We start from the raw sequence: 25,885 nt of genomic DNA, 5'->3' as shown, positions 1-25,885 counted from the left end.
TGTGAAAGATGAAAAAGGCCCTGGCAGCAGGAATCTTGCTCATTGCGATTGAAAGTATGATCGGCACCATTGTTCCGCAGGCACTTCCATTTGAGTCGATTTTTGGCATTGCGTCTCTTATTTTGATTGGGCTCGCGATCATCACATCGGGTTTGGCCGTAAGCGGAAGCGATCAGCGGGCAAACTACCATTCAGAAACGAAAGAAGGCCGTACATCCCGCATGAAAATGGCGGCAGCTTTCTTTGTTGCGGGGATACCCTCTATTCTTTGTTATCTGCTGACGATTTTGTTCTAATGAAAAAGGAAGCCTCCTAGGCTTCCTTTTTTTGCAGTAACACAGAATCCCATATCCAATAGACAAGAGCTGTTAATACAGCGAAAAGATAGAAGGCTTTATTTTGAAACAGGGATTGTCCCGAAGGCTGCAGCAAGCCGAAAATAATCGCGTTGGCAACAATAGACGCGGCAAAGTAATACAGCAGATACAAAGGGTTGAACCGCTTCGGCTTTTTATTCATCATGAACTGAAGCGGAAGTGCGAATATCAAATAAGGAAATAGAAAATAAAATGCCATCGTTACGAGAGCGGCAATGATAAATGAATGAATATAAATCATCGAATAAAGAACCGACATCGTGAATGCTGATAACAGCACTGTATAATTATATTTCATCTTAAACCTCCTAAAACACTATCGTACCATAAATAAGATTAACAGCTTGCTAGATTTTTTTCACCCTGCACGTTTACCCCAGGCTCTTCTTGTCCATAATAGGGCTAGAAACAAAGCACGGAGAGGAACGGTGGGGACCGATGAAAAAAACAGTAATCATTTGTATATATATCTTTCTTTTATTATCCGGTGCGCTTGTAGGGCTGGCAACAGAAGAGACGGCGCAGCAATCAGAAAATCAGCCGGTGGTGATTCCGGACGAGGCGATCCGCCTGAGAATATTGGCAAACAGCGATAGGGATCAGGACCAGCAATTAAAACGGCATATCAGAGACGCGGTCAATAAAGAAATCACGACTTGGGTAGAGGATATTACTTCTATAGAAGAAGCGCGGCGTGTGATTCGCTCAAAGCTGCCCGAAATCAAAGAAATTGCAAAGGAAACAATGGAGAAAGAAGGAGCGAACCAGTCGATTTCCGTTGATTTTGACAAAATCTCATTTCCGACAAAGCTTTACGGCAACATGGTATATCCCGCTGGTGAATATGAAGCGATTCTGATTGCGCTTGGAAACGGCGACGGCGCCAATTGGTGGTGTGTGCTGTTCCCGCCGCTCTGTTTTCTCGATTTTTCTAACGGGGAAGCCGTAAAAGAACAAGAAGATAAAGAAGCTTCAAAAAAGCAGACTGAAAAAGTGCTTGAGGACGTAACCGCTAAAGCGGAAAAAGCCACAAAAGAAGATAAAGAAGAGAAGGAAGACGGCGGCACAGAAGTGAAATTCTTTTTAGTCGAATGGATTTCCGGCCTTTTTTCCTAATCACCTGGTCTAAAAATAGATTTGCCTCATAGATTGGAAGAAAGAATGCAAAAACGGGGTGAACGGATGTTTTATCAACTGCGGGTGGCAAGGGAAAAAGACGGAGACGTGCTCGAGGAATTTTTAAAACAGGCGAAAACCAATCATGAAGGCGTGAAAGAAGGCTTCACCCAGTTTCTGATGCTGGAGGACAGTGAGAAAAACATTGCCGGCTGTCTCGGAATTGAAAAAATAAGCTGTGACCAAGGGCTGCTGCGATCACTTGTGATATCGGACAAGCTTCACCAAGGCCATATTGTGACGCTCTTTCAGAGTATGGAGCTGCTGTGTGAAAAGCATCAGATCAAAACAGTATATTTAATTGCGAATCAGCATTCTTCTGCCGATTTCCTGACGGCTATGGGGTTTGAACCAGCTGAAAGTGTACCTGAAGAGCTGTTTTCTTCCGGCCATTTCCGTGAATCCCGGCAAACAGAAGGGGCTGTCTTGATGAAAAAAGCGTCTGGATAAGTGTGATTTATACACATACTTATCCACTTCTTCATTAGCGTTGTCCACAATTTGTGGATAACGCTTGTTTTATTACAGGACATCTTTTATACTTTCAAAAGAATTACACGCGTAAAACAATCGTTTTATTGTTGTGAATAAGGAGTTTGGTCAGATAATGAAAACGAAAAGATGGTTTGTGGACGCAACTGACCAGTTATCCACAAATGATCCACAAATTGCACAAGCAGCCGCTTTGCTCCGGGAAAATGAGGTCGTTGCGTTCCCGACAGAAACGGTATACGGCCTCGGCGCAAATGCGAAAGACACAGATGCTGTCAAAAAAATATATGAAGCAAAAGGGCGTCCGAGTGATAATCCCCTGATTGTCCACATTGCGGACATCAGCCAGCTAGACGATTTAACAGGACCGGCGCCAGAAAAGGCGAAAACATTGATGAACCGGTTTTGGCCGGGAGCACTTACGCTCATCCTGCCTTGCAAATCTGGTGCGCTCTCACCTCGTGTAACGGCAGGGCTTGAAACGGTTGCCATTAGGATGCCGGATCATCCGCTTGCCCTTGCATTGATTCGCGCGTCGGGGTTGCCGATTGCGGCACCGAGCGCCAATCTATCAGGCAAGCCAAGTCCGACAAAGGCGGAACATGTGGCTCACGACTTGGATGGCCGCATAGCTGGAATGATGGACGGAGGCCCTACCGGGATTGGGGTCGAATCGACCGTCCTTTCATGTGAGGGAGACATCCCCGTTCTCCTGCGCCCGGGCGGCATTACGAAAGAACAAATTGAAGCGGAGATTGGACCGATCCTTGTGGATAAAGGGCTCAGTGATCAAAATGAGAAGCCGATTTCTCCAGGGATGAAATATACACATTATGCGCCGACAGCGCCGCTTGCCATTTGCGAAGGCAGCCCTGAGCGCATTCAGCACCTCATTCAAGAATATCAACAGGACGGAAGACGGGTCGGTGTCCTGACGACAGAAGAAAATGCGGACGTGTATTCCGCTGATTACGTGAAGAGCTGCGGCAGACGGGCTCAGCTTGAGACTGTTGCGGCAGGGCTATATGATGCTTTACGCAGCTTTGATGAGAAGAAGGTGGATTTTATTATCGCGGAATCCTTTCCGGACACGGGCGTCGGACTCGCCATTATGAACAGGCTGATGAAAGCCGCTGGAGGAAGAGTGATTCGCTGAACGCAGTCAGATGTTCTAACCCTTTTTGGACACGCATAGGCTAAAAAAGCGGGGCGTGTCCAAGGGGGTTATTCATGTATGTCGGATTTGTTTATAGGCGAACTGATTACATTAAGCATCATGGCGTTTGCTTTAGGGATGGATGCTTTTTCTGTCGGTCTCGGAATGGGCATGATCAAACTCACAAAAAAGCAGATATTCTATATTGGTTTCATCATCGGCCTCTTTCACGTCATCATGCCTCTCGGAGGGATGGCGGCCGGTAACATGCTGTCGGGGCTCCTCGGCGTGTTAGCGGTTTATATCGGGGGTTCGCTGCTTTTTGTTCTTGGTGTTCAAATGCTTATGTCTTCTTTTAAACAGTCAGAAGAACGACTCATGTCGCCGGCAGGACCGGGCTTATTGCTGTTTGCCGTCGGCGTCAGCCTTGACAGCTTCTCCGTCGGCTTGAGCTTGGGGATATACGGCTCGCATCCGCTCCTCACAATTACCCTGTTCGGGCTGTTCAGCATGATGTTGACATGGCTGGGCCTGCTGATCGGAAAACAAGTACAGTCGTGGCTTGGCACATACAGTGAAGCGCTCGGGGGCATCATATTAATCGCATTCGGCCTAAAGCTGCTTTTGCCAATTTAATAAACCAATAAAAGAAACGAAGTCGCCGTTTCTTTTTTCTTCATATATAATAGAGAAAATAAGGGGTGACTGACATGAACATTATTTTTGTCTGTACTGGAAATACGTGCCGCAGCCCCATGGCTGAGGCGCTTTTTAAATCAATTGCAGAAACGGAAGGGCTGAATGTCAGTGTCCGCTCGGCAGGTGTGTTTGCTTCGCCTAATGGGAGAGCGACGCCTCATGCTGTCGAAGCGCTGTTTGAAAAACATATTGCCCTTAATCATTTGTCTTCTCCATTGACTGAAGAACATATGGTATCGGCTGATTTGGTTCTGGCTATGACCCAGCAGCACAAACAGATCATTGCCAGCCAATTCGGACGTTATCGTGATAAAGTGTTTACGCTAAAAGAATATGTCACAGACAGCCGCGGGGATGTCATCGATCCGTTCGGCGGCACAATTGATATCTATAAACAAACGAGAGATGAGCTTGAAGAGCTTCTTCAGCAGCTGGCAAAACAACTGAAAAAAGACGGCAGGTAAGTTGTCAGAAAATCTGCAAACAGGTCATTTGCAAATCCTTCGTGAAGGAGTAGAATATAGTGAAAAGCACATCATATGGTGTGAATCTAAGAGCGGACAGGCTGCACGGTCAACAAAGCGGGCGGGCCGCATCACACACGCTGGGAGGAAAAGCTGATGAAAGTAGCCATAGCATCGGATCATGGCGGCGTTCACATTCGAAATGAAATCAAAGAGTTAATGGACGAATTGCAAATTGAATATATTGATATGGGCTGTGACTGCGGAAGCGAATCTGTCGATTATCCGGATTATGCTTTTCCGGTGGCCGAAAAAGTCGTTAGCGGCGAAGTTGACAGAGGCATTTTAATTTGCGGGACAGGCATCGGTATGAGTATTTCCGCTAATAAGGTCAAAGGCATTCGCTGCGCGCTGGCGCACGATACATTCAGCGCACAGGCAACGAGAGAGCATAATGACACAAACATCCTCGCGATGGGTGAACGGGTCATCGGCCCCGGTTTGGCGCGTGAAATCGCGAAAATCTGGCTGACCACTGAGTTTACCGGCGGAAGACATCAAACCCGTATTGGAAAAATCTCAGATTATGAAGAGAAAAACCTGTAGGGGTGCTGTTCAATGAATGAGATCAAGCAAACGTGGAATACGATGTTGTCTGAGTTTCAGGAACAAGCGGGATTGAAACAGGATCAGTTCTTTGTTCTTGGATGCAGCACGAGCGAAGTGGCCGGCAGCCGGATCGGAACATCGGGCAGTGCAGACATCGCGGAAAGCATCTACAGCGGACTTGCCGAGCTTAAGGAAAAAACGGGAATCCATCTCGCGTTTCAATGCTGTGAGCATTTGAACAGAGCGCTTGTCGTCGAGGAAGAAACGGCCCGGCTGTTCAGGCTTCCAACTGTTTCTGCCGTACCCGTTTCAAAAGCGGGCGGGGCGATGGCTGCTTATGCGTTTAAGCAGATGAAGTCTCCTGTTCTTGTCGAAACCATTCAGGCTGATGCCGGAATCGACATCGGCGATACGTTTATCGGCATGCATCTGAAGCCGGTAGCTGTACCTGTGCGTGTGCCTCAAAACAGTCTCGGGGCAGCACATGTGACATTAGCGCGTACGCGGCCGAAACTGATCGGCGGAGTGCGGGCGATTTATGAATGTGAATGAAAGGACTGCGTGGCCAGTCTTTTCTTTTATTTTTAAGGCAGTAAAATAAATCCCGAACTTTAACTTAAATTTAAGTTATCAATATTCGTTTTTACCAATAAAAATTTTGATTTTTTAAAAATAATCTTTTACATCGGCCTAAAAAACCATGTACAATAGTGATGGTAAAAACAAAGAACAGGATACGGATAGGAGAGGATCTCGCTGATGAAACATTTACCTGCGCAAGATGAACAAGTGTTTAACGCCATTAAAAATGAGCGTGAACGCCAACAGACTAAGATCGAATTGATTGCTTCTGAGAACTTTGTAAGTGAAGCGGTTATGGAAGCACAAGGATCTGTTTTGACAAATAAATACGCTGAAGGATATCCGGGCAAACGCTACTACGGCGGATGTGAGCACGTCGATGTCGTTGAAGATATCGCTCGTGACCGCGCGAAGGAGATCTTTGGAGCGGAGCATGTAAACGTTCAGCCGCATTCAGGCGCACAAGCAAACATGGCAGTGTACTTCACGATTTTGGAGCAAGGCGATACTGTACTTGGGATGAACCTCTCCCACGGCGGCCATTTAACACACGGAAGTCCAGTCAACTTCAGCGGTGTTCAATATAACTTTGTTGAGTACGGCGTAGATAAAGAAACTCAATATATTGATTACGATGACGTGCGTGAAAAAGCCCTTGCCCATAAACCGAAGCTTATCGTAGCAGGAGCAAGTGCGTATCCTCGTACAATCGACTTTAAGAAATTCCGTGAAATTGCTGATGAAGTCGGCGCTTACTTCATGGTGGATATGGCGCATATCGCAGGACTTGTTGCGGCAGGCCTTCATCCAAACCCGGTTCCTTACGCTGATTTCGTGACAACAACAACACATAAAACACTTCGCGGACCTCGCGGCGGTATGATCCTTTGCCGTGAAGAGTTCGGCAAGAAAATTGATAAATCGATCTTCCCTGGAATTCAAGGCGGCCCGCTGATGCACGTTATTGCCGCAAAAGCTGTTTCATTCGGCGAAGTATTGCAGGACGATTTCAAAACATATGCGCAAAACGTCATTTCAAATGCAAAACGTCTGGCTGAAGCGTTAACGAAAGAGGGCATCCAGCTCGTTTCAGGCGGAACTGACAACCACCTGATCCTTGTTGACCTTCGTTCTCTCGGACTGACAGGTAAGGTTGCGGAGCACGTGCTTGATGAAATCGGTATTACGTCTAACAAAAACGCGATTCCATACGATCCAGAAAAACCTTTCGTGACAAGCGGTATCCGTCTTGGTACAGCTGCTGTGACAAGCCGCGGTTTTGACGGAGATGCATTGGATGAAGTCGGTTCCATCATTGCGCTTGCATTGAAGAACCACGAAGATGAAGGGAAACTTGAAGAAGCAAGACAGCGTATAGCTGCTCTGACTGATCAATTTCCTTTATATAAAGAATTAGATTACTAAGATCCTAAAAACCCGCTCGGCTTTGGCCGGCGGGTTTTTTGACGATGTTCTTGAAACTCAATGTCTTTTTTTGTAGAATCAATAGAAGTGTGTAATTGTTGATGGGACAATAAAAAAGGAGCTGAAACACAGTATGGGAAAGGTTTATGTATTTGATCATCCTTTAATTCAGCATAAGCTGACATATATACGGAATGAAAATACAGGTACGAAAGATTTTAGAGAGCTTGTAGACGAAGTAGCCACTCTTATGGCGTTTGAAATTACCCGCGATCTTCCTTTAGAAGAAGTGGATATCAATACACCGGTTCAGGCTGCGAAATCGAAAGTCATCGCAGGAAAAAAACTTGGAGTGGTTCCTATCCTCAGAGCGGGATTGGGAATGGTTGACGGCATTTTAAAGCTGATTCCTGCAGCAAAAGTGGGACATGTCGGCCTGTACCGTGATCCTGAAACCTTAAAACCCGTGGAATACTATGTCAAGCTTCCTTCTGACGTGGAAGAGCGTGAATTCATCGTGGTTGACCCGATGCTGGCTACAGGCGGTTCTGCTGTAGAAGCGATTCACAGCCTCAAAAAACGCGGTGCGAAAAATATCCGTTTCATGTGCCTTGTAGCGGCGCCGGAGGGTGTGGAAGAATTGCAGAAGCATCATTCGGACGTGGATATTTACATCGCGGCTCTTGATGAAAAATTAAATGAAAAAGGTTATATTGTTCCCGGTCTCGGAGACGCGGGAGACCGTATGTTTGGAACAAAATAAAAGGAAAACTCCCGAAAGGGGTTTTCTTTTTTTATCCAGTTATTTGATATTCGGTCAATTCGTATACAATTATAGGTGAAAATGTGAACATTCTGTGGAGGCTCACGGTATAAAAAGTTTTTTAACTTTAAACAGATTGACACTTGTTAGGGGCTATTGTATGCTAAACGAGGGTATTATGAGAAGGTTTTCATAGCTTTCATTATAGTCCTCATCCTCAATATAAATCCTCTCAGTAAACCCGTATTATGAGGATTTATTTAAGCGAATGAAACAGCATCCTTGCAAGGCTTGCGGATGAATGATTTTTTCGAACAGGCCCGTTTTGTCGGTCAAAAAAGGTCTTCTACTAGGGTTAACCGCTGATTTTGCCGTATCTAAGAAATACATTATTTTTTCATCAGGAGACAGATAGTTGATGGACGATCCCAAGCTTACATTTAGCAGACAACGAAAATATCTATTATGCATTTTGGCAGTGTATGTACTGGGTTATGGTTTAACAGCGTATAAAACCGTTTTTTTAGGCCTTATTCTGGGAACTGTTTTCAGTTTGTTTAATTTGTTACTGCTCATCAGAAGAATGAACGCTTTTGACAGAGCTGTTGAGAAAGGAAAGTCCATACGATCTTTGGGGAGCGCAGCGCGGTGGTGCAATGCGATTCTTGCTGTGGCTGTCGCCTATAAATATCCCGAGCATTTTCATATGGCAAGTACAATTATTGGATTAATGACAATATATCCTGTCATTATGATAGATTCTATTATCCAGCTTAAACGTTCATCAATGGAAGAGAGGTGAAAACCCTTTGAATCATGAATACAGAACTATTGAATTTCTAGGTCTTACTTTTAATCTGACAAACATTCTGATGATTACTGTGGCGAGTGTGATTGTTTTATTGATTGCGATATTAACGACAAGAACGCTTTCGATCCGTCCCGGAAAAGCCCAGAATTTTATGGAATGGGTTGTGGATTTCGTCCGCAATATTATCGGCAGTACAATGGATTTGAAAACAGGGGCTAACTTCTTGGCACTTGGTGTCACATTGCTGATGTACATATTTGTGTCGAATATGCTGGGGCTGCCGTTCTCTATTACAATCGGACATGAGCTCTGGTGGAAATCTCCGACAGCCGACCCTGCCATTACATTAACGCTAGCCGTGATGGTTGTCGCTTTAACCCACTACTATGGTGTGAAGATGAAAGGGCTCAAGGAATATTCCAAAGAATATTTAAGACCTGTTCCATTCATGCTCCCGATGAAAATTATCGAAGAGTTTGCGAATACGCTGACTCTCGGATTGCGGCTTTATGGTAACATCTTCGCCGGTGAGATTCTTCTCGGCCTGCTTGCGGGTTTAGCGACAAGCCATTATTCGCAAAGCGTGGCTCTCGGTCTTGTCGGTACAATCGGCGCTATTCTGCCGATGCTGGCATGGCAAGCATTCAGTTTATTTATAGGTGCCATCCAAGCTTTTATCTTTACAATGCTCACGATGGTGTACATGTCTCATAAAATCAGTCATGATCATTAAAACATTATATCCAAACGGATAACATTTAAAAGGAGGAACTTTTTCATGAATTTAATAGCAGCTGCAATTGCAATTGGTTTAGGCGCACTTGGTGCAGGTATTGGTAACGGTTTGATTGTTTCACGTACGGTAGAGGGGATTGCCCGTCAGCCGGAAGCAGGTAAAGAACTTAGAACTCTTATGTTTATGGGTATCGCATTAGTTGAAGCCCTTCCAATTATCGCTGTCGTTATCGCATTCTTAGCGTTCTTTGGCTAAGCATAAAAGCCTTATATGAACTAAAAATGGCGAAGATCATTCCAAGAGAACCTTCGCCATTGCTTTATGTCTGATAAGCATCCCGCCTTGCCGGCTGAAAAGAGACAAGTGCGGCTGCTGGATCAGCAAAGAAAACCTGCAGAAGGGAGTTGCCGTAGTAGATGTCTCAATTACCACTTGAACTAGGATTGTCGTTTAACGGCGGAGATATTCTGTTCCAACTGTTAGCTATGTTAATCTTATTAGCGCTTCTGAAGAAATACGCTTTAGGGCCGCTATTAAACATAATGAAACAGCGTGAAGACCATATCGCTGGAGAAATTACGTCTGCTGAAGAAAAAAATAAAGAAGCGCAGCAGCTGATTGAAGAGCAGCGCGTTCTTTTAAAAGAAGCAAGACAGGAATCCCAAACTCTTATCGAAAACGCAAAGAAACTGGGAGATAAGCAAAAAGAAGAGATTATTCAGGCTGCACGTGCAGAATCTGAACGTCTGAAAGAAGCAGCAAGAACTGAAATCGTGAAGGAGAAAGAACAGGCGGTTTCTGCTCTCCGTGAGCAAGTAGCGTCTCTATCTGTCATGATTGCGTCGAAAGTAATCGAAAAAGAACTGGATGAACAGGCTCAAGAGAAATTGATTCAGGACTATCTTAAAGAGGTAGGAGAAAGCCGATGAGTGGATCAGCTGTCTCTAAACGATATGCGTCAGCTCTTTTTGATATTGCCAATGAGTCCGCTCAGCTGAATCAAGTAGAAGAAGAGCTAATCGTTGTAAAAGAAGTATTTCAAAATGAAAAAGCGCTTAATGATGTGTTAAACCATCCGAAGGTGCCGGCTGCGAAGAAAAAAGAGTTGATTCAAAATGTATTTGGCTCTTTGTCACAGACCGTGCTCAATACGATTTTTCTTTTGATTGACCGCCATCGGGCAGCGATTGTGCCTGATCTCACAGATGAGTTTATCAAACTCGCAAATGAGGCCCGTCAAACAGAAGACGCAATCGTATATTCAGTGAAACCGCTGACGGATACGGAAATTTCATCATTATCACAAGTGTTTGCACAAAAAGCCGGAGTCGCTTCACTGAGAATCAAAAATGAAGTGCAGACGGATTTAATAGGCGGCATTAAAGTCCGCATTGGAAACCGGATTTTTGACGGCAGCGTAAGCGGAAAGCTTCAGCGCATTGAACGTCAACTAGCCGGGGAAAATCGATAGAAGGGGTGAAACCTAAGTGAGCATCAAAGCTGAAGAGATTAGCACGCTGATAAAACAGCAAATACAAAATTATCAATCTGATATTGAAGTTCAAGACGTAGGTACAGTCATCCAAGTCGGTGACGGTATTGCGCGTGTGCACGGTCTTGACAACTGTATGGCCGGTGAACTTGTCGAATTTTCAAACGGCGTTCTGGGTATGGCCCAAAACCTTGAGGAATCAAACGTAGGTATCGTTATCTTAGGGCCTTTCAGTGAGATCCGTGAGGGAGACGAAGTAAAAAGAACAGGCCGCATCATGGAGGTTCCTGTCGGTGAAGAACTTATCGGCCGTATTGTGAACCCATTAGGTCAGCCGGTAGACGGACTTGGCCCGATCCTGACAAGCAAAACACGTCCGATCGAAAGCAATGCACCAGGCGTTATGGACCGTAAATCCGTTCATGAACCGCTTCAAACAGGTATTAAAGCGATCGACGCACTGATCCCAATCGGCCGCGGCCAGCGTGAGCTGATCATCGGTGACCGTCAAACAGGTAAAACTTCTGTTGCGATCGACTCGATCCTGAACCAAAAAGACCAAGACATGATCTGCGTATACGTTGCGATCGGTCAAAAAGAATCAACAGTCCGCGGCGTAGTAGAAACATTGCGTAAGCACGGCGCGCTTGATTATACAATCGTTGTAACGGCGTCTGCGTCACAGCCGGCACCGCTTCTGTACCTGGCTCCGTATGCGGGGGTTACAATGGCAGAAGAATTTATGTACAACGGCAAGCACGTTCTTGTTGTATACGATGATCTTTCTAAACAAGCGGCTGCTTACCGTGAGCTGTCCTTGCTTCTTCGCCGTCCGCCGGGCCGTGAAGCGTTCCCTGGGGATGTATTCTATCTTCATTCCCGCCTGCTTGAGCGTGCAGCAAAGCTTAGCGACGCGAAAGGCGCAGGATCAATTACAGCTCTGCCGTTCGTAGAAACACAAGCCGGAGATATCTCTGCTTATATTCCGACGAACGTTATCTCTATCACCGACGGACAAATCTTCCTGCAATCTGATTTGTTCTTCTCAGGCGTACGTCCAGCGATCAACGCCGGATTGTCTGTATCCCGTGTCGGCGGTTCAGCGCAAATCAAAGCGATGAAAAAAGTATCAGGAACGTTGCGTCTTGATCTTGCGTCATACCGTGAACTGGAAGCATTCGCTCAATTCGGATCTGACCTCGACCAAGCGACTCAGGCGAAACTGAACCGCGGTGCGCGTACAGTTGAAGTGCTGAAGCAGGACCTGAACAAGCCGCTTCCGGTTGAAAAGCAAGTAGCCATTCTTTATGCGCTGACAAAAGGACATCTTGATGATATTCCTGTAGCGGACATCAGACGTTTTGAAGAAGAGTACTACATGTACCTTGACCAAAACCATAAAGAACTGCTTGATGGAATTGCGAAAACAGGAAACCTTCCTGCTGATGAAGACTTCAAAGCTGCAATCGAAGGCTTCAAACGCACATTTGCACCAAGCAACTAACTCGAATGCTGATGAGAGAAAAAGGTTCTCTTTTTCTCTCTTTTTACGCAGATGAAGAGAAAAGGTGGTGAAATCTTTGGCCTCATTACGCGATATTAAGTCAAGGATCACGTCAACGAAAAAAACAAGCCAGATTACAAAAGCCATGCAGATGGTATCTGCGGCTAAGCTGAATCGTGCTGAAAACAATGCAAAATCATTTGTGCCATATATGGATAAGATCCAAGAGGTTGTGTCAAACGTCGGAAGAGTTTCCGGCAACGTGAAGCATCCGATGCTTGTCAGCAGAGAAGTGAAAAAGACAGCATACCTAGTCATTACGTCTGACCGCGGTCTTGCCGGCGCTTTTAACAGTTCGGTTTTACGAAGTGCTTATCAGGCCATGCAAGAACGTCATCAGTCTAAGGATGAGTACGCGGTGATCGTCATCGGAAGAGTGGGCCGTGATTTCTTTAAGAAACGTGAAATTCCGATCATTTCCGAGTTAACAGGGCTTGGAGATGAAGTAACGTTTACACAAATTAAGGATCTTGCCCGACAAACGATCCAAATGTTTACAGATGGTGCGTATGATGAATTGCACCTTGTTTATAACCATTTTGTCAGCGCCATTTCTCAAGAAGTAACGGAGAAAAAACTTCTGCCGTTATCTGATTTGGGCAGCGGCGGCGGTAAAAGAACGGCGTCTTATGAATTTGAACCGTCTGAAGAGGAGGTTCTGGAGGTTTTGCTTCCTCAATACGCGGAAAGCTTAATTTTCGGTGCACTTCTTGACAGTAAAGCAAGTGAGCACGCTGCAAGAATGACGGCGATGAAAAACGCGACAGACAACGCGAAGGAACTTATCGATTCACTTTCGCTTTCTTACAACCGCGCTCGCCAAGCAGCCATCACACAAGAAATTACGGAAATTGTCGGCGGAGCAGCCGCTTTAGAATAGAAAGATTTTGTCAGGAGGGATAGCGATGAAGAAAGGACGCGTTAGCCAGGTATTAGGGCCGGTCGTCGACGTGCGTTTTGAAGACGGTCATTTGCCTGAAATTTATAATGCGATTAAAGTTTCACAGCCAGCAAGTGAAAACGAAGTAGGTATTGATTTAACGCTTGAGGTCGCTCTTCATTTAGGCGATGATACAGTCCGTACAATCGCAATGGCATCTACGGACGGTGTTCAGCGCGGAATGGAAGCTATTGATACAGGAGCGCCAATCTCAGTACCAGTTGGTGATGTAACACTCGGCCGTGTATTTAACGTACTCGGAGAAAATATTGATTTGAATGAGCCGCTTTCCGCGGATGCGAAAAAGGATCCGATTCACAGACAGGCGCCTTCGTTTGATCAGCTTTCAACAGAAGTTGAAATTCTTGAAACAGGTATTAAAGTTGTTGACTTGCTTGCTCCATACATCAAGGGCGGTAAGATCGGTTTGTTCGGCGGTGCCGGTGTAGGTAAAACCGTATTAATCCAGGAATTAATCAACAACATCGCGCAAGAGCACGGCGGTATCTCTGTATTCGCCGGTGTAGGGGAGCGTACTCGTGAAGGGAACGACCTGTTCTACGAAATGAGCGACTCTGGCGTAATCAACAAAACAGCCATGGTATTCGGACAAATGAACGAGCCGCCGGGCGCCCGTATGCGTGTTGCTTTGACAGGCCTTACAATGGCTGAGCACTTCCGTGATGAACAAGGACAGGACGTACTGTTCTTCATCGATAACATTTTCCGTTTCACACAAGCGGGTTCCGAGGTTTCAGCCCTTCTTGGCCGTATGCCTTCAGCGGTTGGTTATCAGCCGACGCTTGCGACTGAAATGGGTCAGCTTCAAGAGCGTATCACGTCTACAAACGTTGGATCAGTTACATCTATCCAGGCGATCTACGTGCCTGCCGATGACTACACTGACCCGGCGCCGGCAACAACGTTCGCTCACTTGGATGCGACAACAAACCTTGAGCGTAAGCTAACAGAAATGGGTATTTACCCCGCGGTTGATCCGTTGGCTTCTACATCACGCGCCCTTGCTCCTGAAATTGTCGGAGAAGAGCATTATGCAGTTGCCCGTGAAGTACAATCAACGCTTCAGCGTTACAAAGAGCTTCAAGATATCATTGCGATTCTCGGTATGGATGAATTGAGTGATGAAGACAAGCTTGTCGTTCAACGCGCACGCCGCATTCAGTTCTTCCTTTCTCAAAACTTCCACGTGGCTGAACAGTTCACTGGACAAAAAGGTTCTTACGTGCCTGTAAAAGAAACGGTTCAAGGTTTCAAAGAAATCTTAGCCGGCAAATACGACCATCTTCCTGAAGATGCGTTCCGTCTTGTAGGCCGTATCGAAGAAGTTGTTGAGAAAGCAAAAGAAATGGGTGTAGAAGTTTAATCTGGTCCTAGGAGGGTAAAAGCATGAAGACCGTTAAAGTCAATATCGTTACTCCCGACGGCCCAGTATACGATGCGGATATTGAAATGGTGAGTGTGAGAGCCGAAAGCGGCGATCTCGGTATTTTGCCAGGTCATATTCCAACCGTGGCTCCTCTTAAAATTGGCGCTGTCCGTCTGAAAAAAGACGGACAGACTGAATTGGTTGCCGTCAGCGGCGGGTTTGTAGAAGTCCGTCCTGATCATGTGACCATCCTTGCCCAAACTGCGGAGACAGCGGAAGGCATCGATAAAGAGCGCGCTGAAGCTGCACGCCAGCGGGCGCAGGAGCGTTTGAATTCTCAATCAGGTGATACTGACATTCGTCGGGCTGAGTTTGCGTTACAGCGGGCTTTGAACAGATTGGATGTAGCAGGGAAATAGAAAAAATCCTTCTCTTTATGAGAAGGATTTTTTTATGACCGCATAAGAGAATCAAACAGCGACAGCAGCGGCTGACTCTCTTTTTGCCGCAAGTATAAACGATCACAGCAATTCACGGTATGCCATGATTTACGATGTCTTCTGAAACCCATTGTATAAGCGCCGTCTGTGTATGGGTAAGGCTTTACGATCCATTCCGCATCTTCATGATGGGCAATCACGCAATCTATAAGATACACACTGATCATTTTCTCGAATTCTTCAATAGGAAGATTCCAATCAGCAAGCAAAAGCTCTTGTATACTTTGAAAATAAAGGTTTTCAAGCTCTTCAAGGCTTTCTCTCGTATAGGTAAGAGAAATGTTATAAAACTGACACAATTCATTCAGTTCTTCAATCTGTGACTGTCTATAATCATAATAGAATGCAATTGCTTCCCATTCCTGTTCAAAAATTGGCAGATCCTCACCGTATTGCTTTTCAGGCTGAAAAAAAGAATGATTCACGTTTGCCAGCTCCTTTCCAACAAAGTATACCATGTAAGAGAATCGTACTTTAAGCGGGGATTAACCCTAGATTTGGCTGATTATTCCGTTCTGTATAAAAGGTATCATCTTTATCTGTGCTTCTTATATAATAAGAAAGGGTAAAACGCGGAGAAAGGATGAAAGGAGTGGAATAGATGAGTGTATTAGGACAGCAGGCTGCAATCGGCATTGTCGTTCACTTGATTTTTATAGCGGTGACTTGGTGGGCACTGCAAGCCGTCAATATCGATCCGTTAATCAAAAAAGGCAAAGTTGTGCAGGCTAGACTCCTGATGATTTTGCTGACAATCGCTATTGGAACGGCCGTTGCAAATTTCTTTTTAGATTACCTCAATTATTCACAGCAGCTTCCCTATCTATTTTAATAGGTTTTGAACATCATAATCACGGGAATGGTTGGGGAAGGGGTATAAGCGAATAGCTCGAGTTTTGACGAAGATTTTTACGTATGGCGCCTCTCGCCTCCGGTAAAACTGGGGATAAGGGGGAGAGATGAACATGTACAAAAAACAAGTAAGCCGCGCCATTATCATTTCCGTGATGTTAAGCTTCGTCATAGCTTTTTTTCATACCATTCATGCGAGTGAGTTAACGCCGTTAGCGCAAATCGCTGAGGGGATGAAACGCCAAGATGTGTCAATAGATAAATGGACATTGCATGCCAAACAAAACATATCGCTGACCGAAAAAGAATTTTATCAAAAAGTGCAACGTTTAAAAACAAAATATCGTCAATATGATTGGACACTTGCACAGGAAGATAAGGTCGTAAAGGCAATGGGCACATATACTGACAAAAAAAATCGCACTTCTTTTAGGCTGCAGCTTGTCACAACCCTCAAAAAACACAACCCAACTTCGTATTTATTATATGAGCAAATGAGTCTTGAGACACCGAATAGCTGGAATGATACATATGAACAGTTTGAACGTGAGTCACTCGGGATATTCCAAGAAAAAGTAGTTATTTTTACTTGTCTAAATGGTCATTTAGATGATAATATGAATATTGTTTTGCAAAAAAAAGCAAATCAGTTATTAAATGAATTTCAAGCAAGAACTGTAGAACATGTAGTTGAGCCAAATTTCGTTTCTATTTCTGCGTTTACAGATGAGTGGAAAGAGTCCATCATGACCTCGAAACATAAAATGAATTTGCAAATTGCACTTAGAAGTGCAGGAATGGGCGGAAAACATACCGTTACGGTTGGCACACCAATCGTTACGACTGAATATTAATATAGAGAATTTAGGGACGCGGAGGGGAATACCTTGGAAAAAATCATCGTCCGCGGCGGTCAAAAGTTAAACGGCACAGTCAAAGTTGAAGGCGCTAAAAATGCCGTTTTACCTGTTATCGCTGCATCTTTATTAGCAAGTGAAGAAAAAAGCGTAATTTGTGATGTACCTACGCTCTCCGATGTATATACAATTAACGAAGTGTTGCGTCATTTAGGAGCAGATGTGCATTTTGAAAATAATGAAGTGACTGTAAATGCTTCATACGCTTTGCAAACTGAAGCACCTTTTGAATATGTTCGTAAAATGCGTGCGTCCGTGCTTGTTATGGGGCCGCTTCTTGCGCGTACAGGTCATGCAAGAGTTGCGCTTCCGGGCGGATGCGCAATTGGTTCCAGACCGATCGATCAGCATTTAAAAGGTTTTGAAGCAATGGGCGCAGAAATCAAAGTCGGCAATGGATTCATCGAAGCTGAAGTAAACGGCCGTCTGCAAGGCGCAAAAATCTATCTGGACTTCCCAAGTGTAGGAGCTACTGAGAATCTGATTATGGCAGCCGCTCTGGCTGAAGGAACAACAACGCTGGAGAACGTGGCGAAAGAACCCGAAATCGTTGATTTAGCAAACTATATCAACGGCATGGGCGGAAAAATCCGCGGAGCTGGCACCGGCACCATCAAAATTGAAGGTGTCGAAAAGCTTTACGGCGTAAAACACCATATTATTCCTGACCGCATTGAAGCGGGCACATTTATGGTTGCTGCTGCAATCACTGAAGGAAACGTATTAGTTAAAGGAGCGGTTCCTGAACACCTCACCTCTTTAATTGCAAAAATGGAAGAGATGGGTGTAACGATTAAGGATGAAGGTGAAGGCCTGCGTGTCATCGGCCCGAAAGAACTCAAACCGATTGACATTAAAACGATGCCTCATCCGGGCTTCCCGACTGATATGCAGTCACAAATGATGGCGCTTCTGCTTCGTGCAAGCGGCACAAGCATGATTACAGAAACTGTTTTTGAAAACCGTTTTATGCATGCGGAAGAATTCCGCCGTATGAATGGTGATATCAAGATTGAAGGACGTTCTGTCATCATTAACGGTCCTGTACAGCTTCAGGGAGCTGAAGTTGCAGCGACTGACTTGCGTGCAGGTGCAGCGCTGATTCTTGCGGGGTTAGTGGCTGAAGGTCATACGCGTGTTACTGAACTGAAGCACTTAGACCGCGGTTACGTCGATTTCCATAAGAAGCTTGAGGGTATTGGCGCAGACATCGAACGTGTAAATGATGAGTCTGCTTCTGAGCAAGAGAACAAAGAAGTCGTTTCTGACTTAAACGCATAAACTTACCTAAAAACCAGTATGTCACTTTGGCATACTGGTTTTTATTTTTCGTGTATTATCATCATTATGCGCAAAATAGCAAAAAAGAATACGTAAATGACAAATAAAGTTTCTGTCCAAAACGAGAGTCATATTAGCTTGTCCCTGCCCATAGACTAGACTAGAGTCGAATTCCGAGCAGGAGGCAGCTGAATATGAAACAATTCGTAATCACACTATCCATACTATGTGCATTGATTCTCTTGGTTCCCACACTCTTGGTCATACCATTCCAGCATAACAAAGAGGCGGGGGCCAGTGTAGAATCAGGAAAGACAGCAGTCAGCATGAAATCGGCATCAAAAGGAGCGGAAACGTTGAAAGCATCGCCTGTTTCTATTCCCGTCTATCGAACCGCAAATCAATCCGTAGAAAACATTCCGCTTGAAGAGTATGTGATTGGAGTCGTCGCCTCCGAAATGCCGGCAACCTTTGAATCTGAAGCGCTGAAAGCTCAGGCTCTCGCCGCCAGAACGTTTATTGTCAGACTGATGGTCTCAAATTCAGCGGTAGAGGCTCCTAAAGGTTCACTGGTGGATGATACACAGATGTTTCAGGTGTATAAAAGCAAAACGGAGCTGAAAAAACAGTGGGGCGCGAGCTATGAGGGAAAGCTGAAGAAAATCACAGATGCGGTTGCCAGCACGCAAGGCAAAATCCTAACGTACAACAACCAGCCGATTGAAGCCTCCTTTTTCTCCACAAGCAACGGCTACACAGAAAATGCTGAAGCCTATTGGACAAGTGCCATACCATATTTAAAAAGCGTCAAAAGCGCTTGGGATAAAAAGTCTCCTAAATATAAGGCAACGAAAACCTTTACAGCCTCAGAATTTGAGCAAAAGCTTGGCGTCAAGCTGGATGGGTCTGGCACAGTCGGACAGATTACCGGAGAAACACCGGGCCGCCAGGTCGCAACAGCCGTTATTAACGGCAAGACGCTGAAAGGAAGAGACATACGCGAAAAACTGGGCCTCAATTCAGCCGATTTTGAATGGAAGCGAAGCGGAGACTCGATTACAGTCACGACGAGAGGATTTGGCCACGGTGTCGGGATGAGCCAATATGGCGCGAATTTTATGGCGAAAGAAGGAAAAACGGTTGATGACATTGTGAAGTACTATTATCAAGGTACACAAATTTCTGAAGCAGATTCGTTTTTGAATAAATATATGGCGAAGAAGTAGAAAAAGACGCTCATTGAGCGTCTTTTTCTGTTCTTAAATATCTTTTATCTAAGAGCGGTTGAAATGGTTGAGAGAAGCTCCTGACAGCCTTTAGGGCGACAAGGGAATCAGTTCCTTTTTCCTGATTGCTCACTTTGAGATTGTGGTAAAGTAATCCACATATATCGACAGACTTCGACAGACTCATATAACGAAAGCCGAAAGGCCGACAATCTTCTTTTTTCTTAATAGTGTTAGGCGGAAATCACTAATAAAAACAAAGGTTTCTATGCAAAAGTAAACAACAGCAATGGGGAAGCCCGCCCTATTTATTTCTCTGTTTTTGTCGATTACGATTAATGATGTTCAGCGTTGAACATCTGCACGCAGAAACAAACTTGTAAAGGGGTACGAGCATGAAGAAAAGATTTTCACTGATCATGATGACAGGCTTGTTATTTGGATTAACCTCACCTGCTTTTGCAGCTGAAAAGAAAGAAGCGGAGGCTGAAGCTCCGGCAAACGTGGCAGTTTTGCTTGATGCCAGCGGAAGTATGGCGAAAAGAATAGACGGTGTATCTAAATTTAATTCAGCTAAAAAAGAAATTTCAAAGTTTGCAAGCTCACTGCCGGAAGGCACTCAGGTGAAAATGAGCGTGTTTGGTTCAGAAGGAAACAATAAAAACTCCGGAAAGGTTCAGTCATGTGAATCTATCCGCAACGTATACGGCTTCCAAAGCTTTAACGAACAAAGCTTCCTCAATTCTCTTAATGCAATCGGGCCGACTGGCTGGACGCCAATTGCCAAAGCGCTGAACGAGGCGAAGTCTTCTTTTGATCAGCTTGATACGAAAGGAGAAAAAGTAGTGTATCTGCTGACAGACGGTGAGGAAACGTGCGGAGGAAATCCGATTAAAACAGCAAAAGAACTGCACAAAGACAATATCACTGTTAATGTGATCGGTTTTGATTATAAAGAGGGATACAAAGGCCAGCTGAACGCGATTGCGAAAGTAGGCGGCGGTGAATACTTCCCTGCGTATACTCAAAAAGATGTTGAGAAAATCTTCACTCAGCAATCATTGATGTTATCTGAATAAGAAAAAAGAGGCTGATAATGGTCAGCCTCTTTTTTGTATGTAACAAAATGTTCAAATGTGATTCGCTGTCAGCCTGTAGCATAGTAGCAGATTTCCGTTTCTCTTTCTTGACCAAGGAGAAAAAAGAATGAATGGTGTTACAGTCTGTATATACTTTATGGGCGAAAATAGCTAAAAATCACCGGCATATCAAGCGATTTTGTACAGAAAGTGAAAGCGGTACAAAAGGCAGCTTGCCCTATATCTTTTTGCATTTTCATATTCTAGCATAAAGGATAATCCAACATAAAGTTGGAAAATATGATAAAGAAAGGAAGATTAAACGTGAAAAAATTGCTGGCTGCCGGTATCATTGGATTGCTGACTGTCTCCTTTGCCTCCCCGTCTTTTGCCGCTGAGAAACAGGCGGACACAAATGTGGCTGTTTTGTTTGACGGAAGCGGAAGCATGGTTCAAAAAACAGGAGGAGAGCGCAAAATAGATATTGCCAAAAATTCCGTCAAGTCTTTTGCCGAGCTGCTTCCGAAGGATACAAATCTCATGCTGCGCGTTTTCGGACATGCTGGAAACAATAAACTGTCCGGAAAAGCTCTTTCATGCAGCACGACGGAAACCATTTACGGCCTTCATCCATATGAAGGATCACTGTTTGACAATTCATTGAGCGAGATCAAGCCAACTGGCTGGACGCCGATTGCCAAAGCACTTTCAGATACAAGAAAAGAACTTGAAGCATTTGACGCAGACGGAAAAAACGTGGTGTATTTAATCACTGATGGTGAAGAAACGTGCGGCGGAGATCCAGCGGCTGAAATTGAAAAGCTTCGTGAAGCGAATGTGGATACGATTGTAAACATTATTGGATTTAACTTTGATGTGAAAGGAAACGAAGAGATGAAACAGGCGGCTGTTGCTGGCGGTGGAGAATATATTTCAGCGAACAGCGCGGATGAGTTCGAACAGACTTGGGAAAAAGAAGCACAAAAATTTACTGAGTAATCGCTTGTATGAAGGCGCTCCCCCAGGCGCCTTTTTCTATTGGTTTAAAAACGATCTGTGCGGGAAAGATACCCTTAAAAGGGGTTGAACATATGAGATTATTAGGAATGATTTTTCTTATAGCCGCCGTGGCGTTTGTCTTGCTCGGTGTTTTTCTAAAACTGGCAGCCTTCTTTTTTGTCAGCATTCTCACCTTGATCGCAGCTGTTGTGCTGTTTGTGATCGTGAAAAAGAATCAGCATAATCAAACATAGAGCCCTTTATACAGAGGGCTCTCAGCGTGTCGACAAACCCCGCATTATTGTCAACGCACCTCGGTGCTCACGTGTTATGAAACGAACGGCGGCTAAATGCTTAGGCGTCCTGCCTAAACACCGCCGTCAACACATCCTGTGAAAGCCCTTTATATAGAGGGCTCTTTTTATGTCTCAGAATTCGACAAAATCCGGGGAGTATGAAAAAATATAAAGGCAGGAACATTGCGGAGGGGAAGAGAAATTGAACGATAAAGTAACTGCGGTCAGGGATGTATGGCGCTATGAACAAGGGGAAATAAGCAAAATTGAAGACCGGATAGTGACGGAATATCCTTTGACAGTGATACTGAACGGGAGTGAATTTGTGACACTCGTTTGTACGCCGGAGCATATCAAAGAGCTTGTCATCGGATTTCTCGCATCAGAGGGTGTTATACGATTTCAAAAAGAGATTAAAAGGTTTACAATAGATGAAAGTCTCGGTTTTGTTTATGTCGATCTCATTCATCCTGAGGCATTGGATCAAAAGGATTATACAAAACGGGTGATCGGCTCATGCTGTGGAAAGGGCCGTCATTTTTATTTTCAGCAGGATGTCAAAACCGCAAAAACGGCTGTCAGCCAAATGAAAATATCGCCTGAAGCATGTCTGGCGCTTATGAAAGATTTACAGAAAGGGAGCGAAACGTTTCAGGATACGGGAGGCGTCCACAATGCGGCGCTTTGCGACACAGAGAAGCTGCTCCTGATGCGCGCAGATATCGGCCGGCACAATGCGCTTGATAAATTATACGGACACTGCCTGCTGAACGGGATATCTGTCCGCGACAAACTGATTGTGTTTAGCGGCAGAATCTCATCAGAAGTCCTGTTAAAAGCGGCAAAAATCGGCGTGTCGTTTGTGATTTCCAAATCGGCCCCAACGGAGCTTGCGATTCAAATGGCGGAAGAATTAAATATCACAGCGATCGGATTTGTCAGGAACGGATCATTTAATGTATATACACACCCTGAGAGAATCGGGGGATAGGAGGGGCTGTAGCTATGAATACAGAATCGCGTCAGATGTTGGATAAAAGGAACAGGCCGCTGAGAGACCTTCGCATTTCTGTTACAGACCGCTGCAACTTCCGATGCACGTACTGTATGCCCGCCGAATTATTCGGCCCGGATTATCCTTTTTTAAAGAAAGAGGAGCTGCTTTCATTTGAGGAGCTGGAACGGCTTGCGACGCTGTTTGTCACAAGGTTCGGCGTTGAAAAAATCCGCTTAACCGGCGGAGAGCCCCTCATGAGAAAGGATATGCCCGAATTAATCAAAAAACTGGCCCGCATTCCGGGTGTCCGTGATATTGCGATGACGACAAATGGATCACTGCTGCCTGTTTATGCGGAGAGGCTCAAGGAAGCCGGGCTGAAAAGGGTCACGATCAGCCTTGATTCCTTAGAGGACGAGCGGTTTAAAAAGATAAACGGGCGCGGGGTTTCTGTCAGCAAGGTGCTGGAAGGCATTGAAGCGGCGAAGCAAGCGGGGCTCGGTGTTAAAATCAACATGGTCGTCCAAAAGGGCGTAAATGAAAAAGATATAATGCCTATGGCGCGTTATTTTAAAGAAAAAGGGCATATCCTGAGATTCATCGAATTTATGGACGTGGGCAACACCAACCAATGGGAAAAGAAGGACGTCATGACAAAGGCGGAAATCATTGATTTGATCAATGGACACATGCCGGTAGAACCGATAGCGCCTAATTATATAGGCGAAGTGGCTTCCAGATTCCGCTACTTGGACGGATCAGGAGAAATCGGCGTCATATCATCTGTATCTGATGCGTTCTGCGGATCATGCAACAGGGCCCGTCTTTCTGCGAGAGGGGAGCTGTTTACCTGTTTATTCGCTGCAGGCGGGTTTGACCTCAGAGCGCCGGTACGGCAGGAGTTAAATGATGATGAACTGGCGGAGATGATCGGCACAGTATGGAAAAATCGGATCGATCAGTATTCGGTCGATCGTACTCTATCAAAAGCATTAGGCAAAAAGAAAGTGGAAATGTCTTATATTGGCGGCTGAATTTCATGTGAAAAAGCTTATCGGCACTGTCCGGTAAGCTTTTTTTATAAGATTCCAAGGGCAAAAAATAGTTACAAACACCGAAATATATAAGGATAGGCATAAAGAAGGAATCATTGTAAGAATTTTTAATTCCAATGCCATACATTATGATAAAATATAACCAATTAGAAAATAGAAAGGGTTGGAGGGGCATGGCCGCGTACGAGATCCCGTCATCTCAAGTAGGAGTGAAAATCAATAAGTGGTATAAGCACATTTTAGCATTTCAAGTGGCTGATGCCGTTAAGCTGAAGAAAGAGATTGATCAGAACATCGAACATATGGAAGAGGATCAGCTGCTTCTGCTGTATTATCAGCTGATCAGTTACCGTCACCAAATTATGCTGGATTATGTAAAACCTGACCTGCACGAGGAATCTCAGCTTCAATATCGTGAATTGATCAAAACGCTGGAAAGCAATCAGAACAGTATCTCCGGGTTATCTGAGTATTATTTTCACTTGTTCAGGGGAATGTACGAATTTGAACAGAACAATTATATTTCAGCCATATCCTTTTATCGGAAAGCTGAAAAGATGCTTGCGTTTGTGGAAGATGAAATTGAAAGAGCGGAATATCATTTTAAAGTGGCTGAAGTTTTTTATGTCATGAAGCAGACACACTTTTCCATGAACCATGCCATACAGGCGCTTGAGACATACAAGGATCACGATTTTTACAGAGTCAGAAGAATTCAATGCCATTTCGTGATATCAGGAAACTACATTGACTACAGAAATTATGAAAAGGCGCTTGAGCATTTGGATGACGCGTATCGCCTGGCTTTATTGGAAGGACAGCCCCGTTTGATCGGATCTGCCCTCTACAATATGGGGAATTGCTATGACGATAAAGGCGAGCTGGATCAAGCTGCGGCATTCTTTGAAAAAGCGCTGCCTGTCTTTGAGGAGCATCAGCTGGAACAGCTTCCGAAAGCGCTCTTCAGCCTGACTCGCGTTCTTTTCAAAAAAGAAGATGCCCAAGCTGCGATGCGGTACTATGAAAAAGGGATTGCCATCGCTCAAAAACGAAACGATTTCTTCAGTCTGGCAAAATATAAATTTCTGCAGGCTTTATATGTGGAATGTGTCAATGTGGATATGATTCATGAAGTATTTGACTATATGGAAGAAAAAGCCCTGTATGTATATATTGAAGAATTCGCTTTGGATGCTGCCGCCTATTTCAGTCATCGCGAACATTACAAAGAAGCGGTGTATTTTTATGAAAAAGCGGTCAGCATGAGAGAGATGATCCAAAGGAACGACTGTTTATATCAAGTGTAAGACGAAACCATCTGCTGCCAGATGGTTTTTTATATACAAAATAAGGAGAGTATCCGAACGTTTATTTCCGGACGAAACAGGAAAAATCGCTACATATGCTTTTGAACAACTTAAAATGGCCGGGTTCAGATGGTGCCTGAGTCATTGACAAGCGTGAGGGGGAATTCGATGTTTGGTTTCAATGATATGGTGAAGTTTTTATGGTCTTTCCTCATTGTTCTGCCGCTTGTACAGATCATACATGTTTCAGGGCACAGCTTTATGGCTTTTATTTTTGGCGGAAAAGGATCATTGGATATTGGGATGGGCAAAACGCTGTTTAAGATTGGGCCGATACGGATCAGAGCGATTTATTTCATCGATTCTTTTTGCAGGTTTGGTGAGCTGAAAACCGACAATCGGTTCTCACATGCACTCGTGTATGCCGGGGGCAGCCTGTTTAACCTGATAACGATTTTCGCGGTCAATTTGCTGATTATACACAGTGTATTAAAACCGAATTTGTTTTTCTATCAGTTTGTCTATTTTTCTACGTATTATGTGTTCTTCGCCCTGCTGCCGGTTCGATATTCTGAGAAAAAGACATCAGACGGGCTGGCGATTTATAAGGTGCTTCGCTACGGAGAGCGCTATGAGATCGATAATTAACATTCAAATGTTTACCGCCTCTTAGATCGGGAAGGTAACAAGTACACAGATATGA

32 protein-coding genes are annotated in these 25,885 nt (G+C 44.6%); 30 read left to right on the top strand and 2 right to left on the bottom strand.

Features of this window, described 5'->3' with window-relative positions; genetic code table 11:
• Positions 1–8 precede the first annotated feature (8 nt).
• Positions 9–296 (top strand): DUF5316 family protein, encoded by a 288-nt coding sequence (locus tag ACY3LV_RS00730; RefSeq protein ID WP_087992706.1) that lies wholly within the window; start codon positions 9–11, stop codon positions 294–296.
• Between the two features lie 16 nt (positions 297–312).
• Here ACY3LV_RS00730 and ACY3LV_RS00725 read toward each other — a convergent pair whose 3' ends face one another.
• Positions 313–675 (bottom strand): UPF0715 family protein, encoded by a 363-nt coding sequence (locus ACY3LV_RS00725; protein ID WP_087992705.1) that lies wholly within the window; start codon positions 673–675, stop codon positions 313–315.
• 140 nt (positions 676–815) lie between these two features.
• On the opposite strand from ACY3LV_RS00725, the gene spoIIR reads away from it, so the two are divergent.
• From spoIIR to ACY3LV_RS00635, 18 genes are all read left to right on the top strand, one after another.
• Positions 816–1,493: a stage II sporulation protein R gene (gene spoIIR / locus ACY3LV_RS00720; RefSeq protein ID WP_464863191.1), complete on the top strand. Its 678-nt coding sequence runs from the start codon at positions 816–818 to the stop codon at positions 1,491–1,493.
• Positions 1,494–1,559: 66 nt separating this feature from the next.
• Positions 1,560–2,003: a GNAT family N-acetyltransferase gene (locus ACY3LV_RS00715; protein WP_148962509.1), complete on the top strand. Its 444-nt coding sequence runs from the start codon at positions 1,560–1,562 to the stop codon at positions 2,001–2,003.
• A 157-nt stretch (positions 2,004–2,160) separates the two neighbouring features.
• Positions 2,161–3,201 (top strand): L-threonylcarbamoyladenylate synthase, encoded by a 1,041-nt coding sequence (locus ACY3LV_RS00710; RefSeq protein WP_148962510.1) that lies wholly within the window; start codon positions 2,161–2,163, stop codon positions 3,199–3,201.
• Positions 3,202–3,279: 78 nt separating this feature from the next.
• On the top strand, positions 3,280–3,837 hold the full coding sequence (locus ACY3LV_RS00705; protein ID WP_333561074.1) for a manganese efflux pump MntP family protein: 558 nt from the start codon (positions 3,280–3,282) through the stop codon (positions 3,835–3,837).
• Between the two features lie 74 nt (positions 3,838–3,911).
• Entirely contained in the window at positions 3,912–4,364 is a 453-nt protein-coding gene (locus ACY3LV_RS00700; RefSeq protein ID WP_253268627.1) for a low molecular weight protein arginine phosphatase, read from the top strand.
• Positions 4,365–4,520: 156 nt separating this feature from the next.
• On the top strand, positions 4,521–4,970 hold the full coding sequence (rpiB, locus tag ACY3LV_RS00695) for a ribose 5-phosphate isomerase B (protein WP_464863190.1): 450 nt from the start codon (positions 4,521–4,523) through the stop codon (positions 4,968–4,970).
• Between the two features lie 12 nt (positions 4,971–4,982).
• Positions 4,983–5,525 (top strand): TIGR01440 family protein, encoded by a 543-nt coding sequence (locus tag ACY3LV_RS00690; RefSeq protein ID WP_333561072.1) that lies wholly within the window; start codon positions 4,983–4,985, stop codon positions 5,523–5,525.
• A gap of 207 nt (positions 5,526–5,732) precedes the next feature.
• The gene (gene glyA / locus ACY3LV_RS00685) at positions 5,733–6,980 is read left to right on the top strand and encodes a serine hydroxymethyltransferase (RefSeq protein WP_087992698.1); all 1,248 of its coding nucleotides are present in this window, start codon (positions 5,733–5,735) and stop codon (positions 6,978–6,980) included.
• Positions 6,981–7,113: 133 nt separating this feature from the next.
• Complete coding sequence (upp, locus tag ACY3LV_RS00680) at positions 7,114–7,743, top strand: uracil phosphoribosyltransferase (protein WP_148962515.1); 630 nt, start codon at positions 7,114–7,116, stop codon at positions 7,741–7,743.
• Between the two features lie 418 nt (positions 7,744–8,161).
• Positions 8,162–8,545 (top strand): ATP synthase subunit I, encoded by a 384-nt coding sequence (gene atpI, locus ACY3LV_RS00675; protein ID WP_148962516.1) that lies wholly within the window; start codon positions 8,162–8,164, stop codon positions 8,543–8,545.
• 7 nt (positions 8,546–8,552) lie between these two features.
• Positions 8,553–9,287, top strand: a complete 735-nt coding sequence (gene atpB / locus ACY3LV_RS00670; protein ID WP_464863189.1) for a F0F1 ATP synthase subunit A — start codon at positions 8,553–8,555, stop codon at positions 9,285–9,287.
• 45 nt (positions 9,288–9,332) lie between these two features.
• Positions 9,333–9,545, top strand: coding sequence for a F0F1 ATP synthase subunit C (atpE, locus tag ACY3LV_RS00665; protein ID WP_003151167.1), 213 nt, complete (start codon positions 9,333–9,335; stop codon positions 9,543–9,545).
• 161 nt (positions 9,546–9,706) lie between these two features.
• Positions 9,707–10,219 (top strand): F0F1 ATP synthase subunit B, encoded by a 513-nt coding sequence (gene atpF, locus ACY3LV_RS00660; protein ID WP_003221894.1) that lies wholly within the window; start codon positions 9,707–9,709, stop codon positions 10,217–10,219.
• On the top strand, positions 10,216–10,761 hold the full coding sequence (locus ACY3LV_RS00655; RefSeq protein ID WP_087992695.1) for a F0F1 ATP synthase subunit delta: 546 nt from the start codon (positions 10,216–10,218) through the stop codon (positions 10,759–10,761). The genes atpF and ACY3LV_RS00655 overlap by 4 nt, the downstream gene beginning before the upstream one ends.
• Positions 10,762–10,777: 16 nt before the next feature.
• On the top strand, positions 10,778–12,286 hold the full coding sequence (atpA, locus tag ACY3LV_RS00650; RefSeq protein ID WP_148962518.1) for a F0F1 ATP synthase subunit alpha: 1,509 nt from the start codon (positions 10,778–10,780) through the stop codon (positions 12,284–12,286).
• A gap of 76 nt (positions 12,287–12,362) precedes the next feature.
• Positions 12,363–13,226, top strand: a complete 864-nt coding sequence (atpG, locus tag ACY3LV_RS00645; protein ID WP_148962519.1) for an ATP synthase F1 subunit gamma — start codon at positions 12,363–12,365, stop codon at positions 13,224–13,226.
• A gap of 25 nt (positions 13,227–13,251) precedes the next feature.
• Positions 13,252–14,670 carry a F0F1 ATP synthase subunit beta gene (gene atpD / locus ACY3LV_RS00640; protein WP_010328918.1) on the top strand — a complete coding sequence of 473 codons (1,419 nt, stop codon included), beginning with the start codon at positions 13,252–13,254 and terminating at the stop codon, positions 14,668–14,670.
• A 23-nt stretch (positions 14,671–14,693) separates the two neighbouring features.
• Entirely contained in the window at positions 14,694–15,092 is a 399-nt protein-coding gene (locus tag ACY3LV_RS00635) for a F0F1 ATP synthase subunit epsilon (protein WP_087992693.1), read from the top strand.
• Positions 15,093–15,124: 32 nt separating this feature from the next.
• Here ACY3LV_RS00635 and ACY3LV_RS00630 read toward each other — a convergent pair whose 3' ends face one another.
• Positions 15,125–15,598 carry a hypothetical protein gene (locus ACY3LV_RS00630; RefSeq protein ID WP_087992692.1) on the bottom strand — a complete coding sequence of 158 codons (474 nt, stop codon included), beginning with the start codon at positions 15,596–15,598 and terminating at the stop codon, positions 15,125–15,127.
• 176 nt (positions 15,599–15,774) lie between these two features.
• On the opposite strand from ACY3LV_RS00630, the gene ACY3LV_RS00625 reads away from it, so the two are divergent.
• The 11 genes from ACY3LV_RS00625 (at position 15,775) to ACY3LV_RS00575 (ending at position 25,830) form a co-directional block, all read left to right on the top strand.
• Positions 15,775–16,005: a DUF1146 family protein gene (locus ACY3LV_RS00625; RefSeq protein WP_003227691.1), complete on the top strand. Its 231-nt coding sequence runs from the start codon at positions 15,775–15,777 to the stop codon at positions 16,003–16,005.
• 133 nt (positions 16,006–16,138) lie between these two features.
• Complete coding sequence (locus ACY3LV_RS00620) at positions 16,139–16,879, top strand: YwmB family TATA-box binding protein (protein WP_464863188.1); 741 nt, start codon at positions 16,139–16,141, stop codon at positions 16,877–16,879.
• 33 nt (positions 16,880–16,912) lie between these two features.
• Positions 16,913–18,223 carry a UDP-N-acetylglucosamine 1-carboxyvinyltransferase gene (gene murA, locus ACY3LV_RS00615; RefSeq protein ID WP_333517963.1) on the top strand — a complete coding sequence of 437 codons (1,311 nt, stop codon included), beginning with the start codon at positions 16,913–16,915 and terminating at the stop codon, positions 18,221–18,223.
• Between the two features lie 194 nt (positions 18,224–18,417).
• On the top strand, positions 18,418–19,449 hold the full coding sequence (spoIID, locus tag ACY3LV_RS00610) for a stage II sporulation protein D (RefSeq protein WP_464863187.1): 1,032 nt from the start codon (positions 18,418–18,420) through the stop codon (positions 19,447–19,449).
• Between the two features lie 395 nt (positions 19,450–19,844).
• Complete coding sequence (locus ACY3LV_RS00605; protein ID WP_148962523.1) at positions 19,845–20,528, top strand: vWA domain-containing protein; 684 nt, start codon at positions 19,845–19,847, stop codon at positions 20,526–20,528.
• A 324-nt stretch (positions 20,529–20,852) separates the two neighbouring features.
• Positions 20,853–21,527, top strand: coding sequence for a vWA domain-containing protein (locus ACY3LV_RS00600; RefSeq protein WP_087992687.1), 675 nt, complete (start codon positions 20,853–20,855; stop codon positions 21,525–21,527).
• A gap of 92 nt (positions 21,528–21,619) precedes the next feature.
• On the top strand, positions 21,620–21,781 hold the full coding sequence (locus ACY3LV_RS00595; protein ID WP_087992686.1) for a hypothetical protein: 162 nt from the start codon (positions 21,620–21,622) through the stop codon (positions 21,779–21,781).
• A 244-nt stretch (positions 21,782–22,025) separates the two neighbouring features.
• The gene (gene fdhD, locus ACY3LV_RS00590; protein WP_333561068.1) at positions 22,026–22,814 is read left to right on the top strand and encodes a formate dehydrogenase accessory sulfurtransferase FdhD; all 789 of its coding nucleotides are present in this window, start codon (positions 22,026–22,028) and stop codon (positions 22,812–22,814) included.
• A gap of 14 nt (positions 22,815–22,828) precedes the next feature.
• Positions 22,829–23,854, top strand: a complete 1,026-nt coding sequence (moaA, locus tag ACY3LV_RS00585) for a GTP 3',8-cyclase MoaA (RefSeq protein WP_333561067.1) — start codon at positions 22,829–22,831, stop codon at positions 23,852–23,854.
• A 194-nt stretch (positions 23,855–24,048) separates the two neighbouring features.
• On the top strand, positions 24,049–25,182 hold the full coding sequence (locus ACY3LV_RS00580) for a response regulator aspartate phosphatase (protein WP_148962526.1): 1,134 nt from the start codon (positions 24,049–24,051) through the stop codon (positions 25,180–25,182).
• A 168-nt stretch (positions 25,183–25,350) separates the two neighbouring features.
• The gene (locus ACY3LV_RS00575) at positions 25,351–25,830 is read left to right on the top strand and encodes a hypothetical protein (protein WP_333561066.1); all 480 of its coding nucleotides are present in this window, start codon (positions 25,351–25,353) and stop codon (positions 25,828–25,830) included.
• Positions 25,831–25,885 lie beyond the last annotated feature (55 nt).

It is taken from the genome of Bacillus sp. 11C, assembly GCF_055486375.1.
This window is presented reverse-complemented; position numbering and strand designations above follow the sequence as displayed.

Bases quoted from the DNA above. Each gene is read 5' to 3' on its own strand.
- atpI (WP_148962516.1), top strand. From the start codon at position 8,162: ATGGACGATCCCAAGCTTACATTTAGCAGACAACGAAAATATCTATTA.
- ACY3LV_RS00625 (WP_003227691.1), top strand. From the start codon at position 15,775: ATGAGTGTATTAGGACAGCAGGCTGCAATCGGCATTGTCGTTCACTTG.
- upp (WP_148962515.1), top strand. From the start codon at position 7,114: ATGGGAAAGGTTTATGTATTTGATCATCCTTTAATTCAGCATAAGCTG.
- glyA (WP_087992698.1), top strand. From the start codon at position 5,733: ATGAAACATTTACCTGCGCAAGATGAACAAGTGTTTAACGCCATTAAA.
- atpD (WP_010328918.1), top strand. From the start codon at position 13,252: ATGAAGAAAGGACGCGTTAGCCAGGTATTAGGGCCGGTCGTCGACGTG.
- ACY3LV_RS00710 (WP_148962510.1), top strand. From the start codon at position 2,161: ATGAAAACGAAAAGATGGTTTGTGGACGCAACTGACCAGTTATCCACA.
- ACY3LV_RS00730 (WP_087992706.1), top strand. From the start codon at position 9: ATGAAAAAGGCCCTGGCAGCAGGAATCTTGCTCATTGCGATTGAAAGT.
- atpE (WP_003151167.1), top strand. From the start codon at position 9,333: ATGAATTTAATAGCAGCTGCAATTGCAATTGGTTTAGGCGCACTTGGT.
- ACY3LV_RS00635 (WP_087992693.1), top strand. From the start codon at position 14,694: ATGAAGACCGTTAAAGTCAATATCGTTACTCCCGACGGCCCAGTATAC.
- ACY3LV_RS00655 (WP_087992695.1), top strand. From the start codon at position 10,216: ATGAGTGGATCAGCTGTCTCTAAACGATATGCGTCAGCTCTTTTTGAT.
- atpF (WP_003221894.1), top strand. From the start codon at position 9,707: ATGTCTCAATTACCACTTGAACTAGGATTGTCGTTTAACGGCGGAGAT.
- ACY3LV_RS00690 (WP_333561072.1), top strand. From the start codon at position 4,983: ATGAATGAGATCAAGCAAACGTGGAATACGATGTTGTCTGAGTTTCAG.
- ACY3LV_RS00605 (WP_148962523.1), top strand. From the start codon at position 19,845: ATGAAGAAAAGATTTTCACTGATCATGATGACAGGCTTGTTATTTGGA.
- ACY3LV_RS00575 (WP_333561066.1), top strand. From the start codon at position 25,351: ATGTTTGGTTTCAATGATATGGTGAAGTTTTTATGGTCTTTCCTCATT.
- spoIIR (WP_464863191.1), top strand. From the start codon at position 816: ATGAAAAAAACAGTAATCATTTGTATATATATCTTTCTTTTATTATCC.
- ACY3LV_RS00595 (WP_087992686.1), top strand. From the start codon at position 21,620: ATGAGATTATTAGGAATGATTTTTCTTATAGCCGCCGTGGCGTTTGTC.
- ACY3LV_RS00620 (WP_464863188.1), top strand. From the start codon at position 16,139: ATGTACAAAAAACAAGTAAGCCGCGCCATTATCATTTCCGTGATGTTA.
- ACY3LV_RS00705 (WP_333561074.1), top strand. From the start codon at position 3,280: ATGTCGGATTTGTTTATAGGCGAACTGATTACATTAAGCATCATGGCG.
- moaA (WP_333561067.1), top strand. From the start codon at position 22,829: ATGAATACAGAATCGCGTCAGATGTTGGATAAAAGGAACAGGCCGCTG.
- ACY3LV_RS00700 (WP_253268627.1), top strand. From the start codon at position 3,912: ATGAACATTATTTTTGTCTGTACTGGAAATACGTGCCGCAGCCCCATG.
- ACY3LV_RS00725 (WP_087992705.1), bottom strand. From the start codon at position 675: ATGAAATATAATTATACAGTGCTGTTATCAGCATTCACGATGTCGGTT.
- ACY3LV_RS00715 (WP_148962509.1), top strand. From the start codon at position 1,560: ATGTTTTATCAACTGCGGGTGGCAAGGGAAAAAGACGGAGACGTGCTC.
- rpiB (WP_464863190.1), top strand. From the start codon at position 4,521: ATGAAAGTAGCCATAGCATCGGATCATGGCGGCGTTCACATTCGAAAT.
- ACY3LV_RS00580 (WP_148962526.1), top strand. From the start codon at position 24,049: ATGGCCGCGTACGAGATCCCGTCATCTCAAGTAGGAGTGAAAATCAAT.
- spoIID (WP_464863187.1), top strand. From the start codon at position 18,418: ATGAAACAATTCGTAATCACACTATCCATACTATGTGCATTGATTCTC.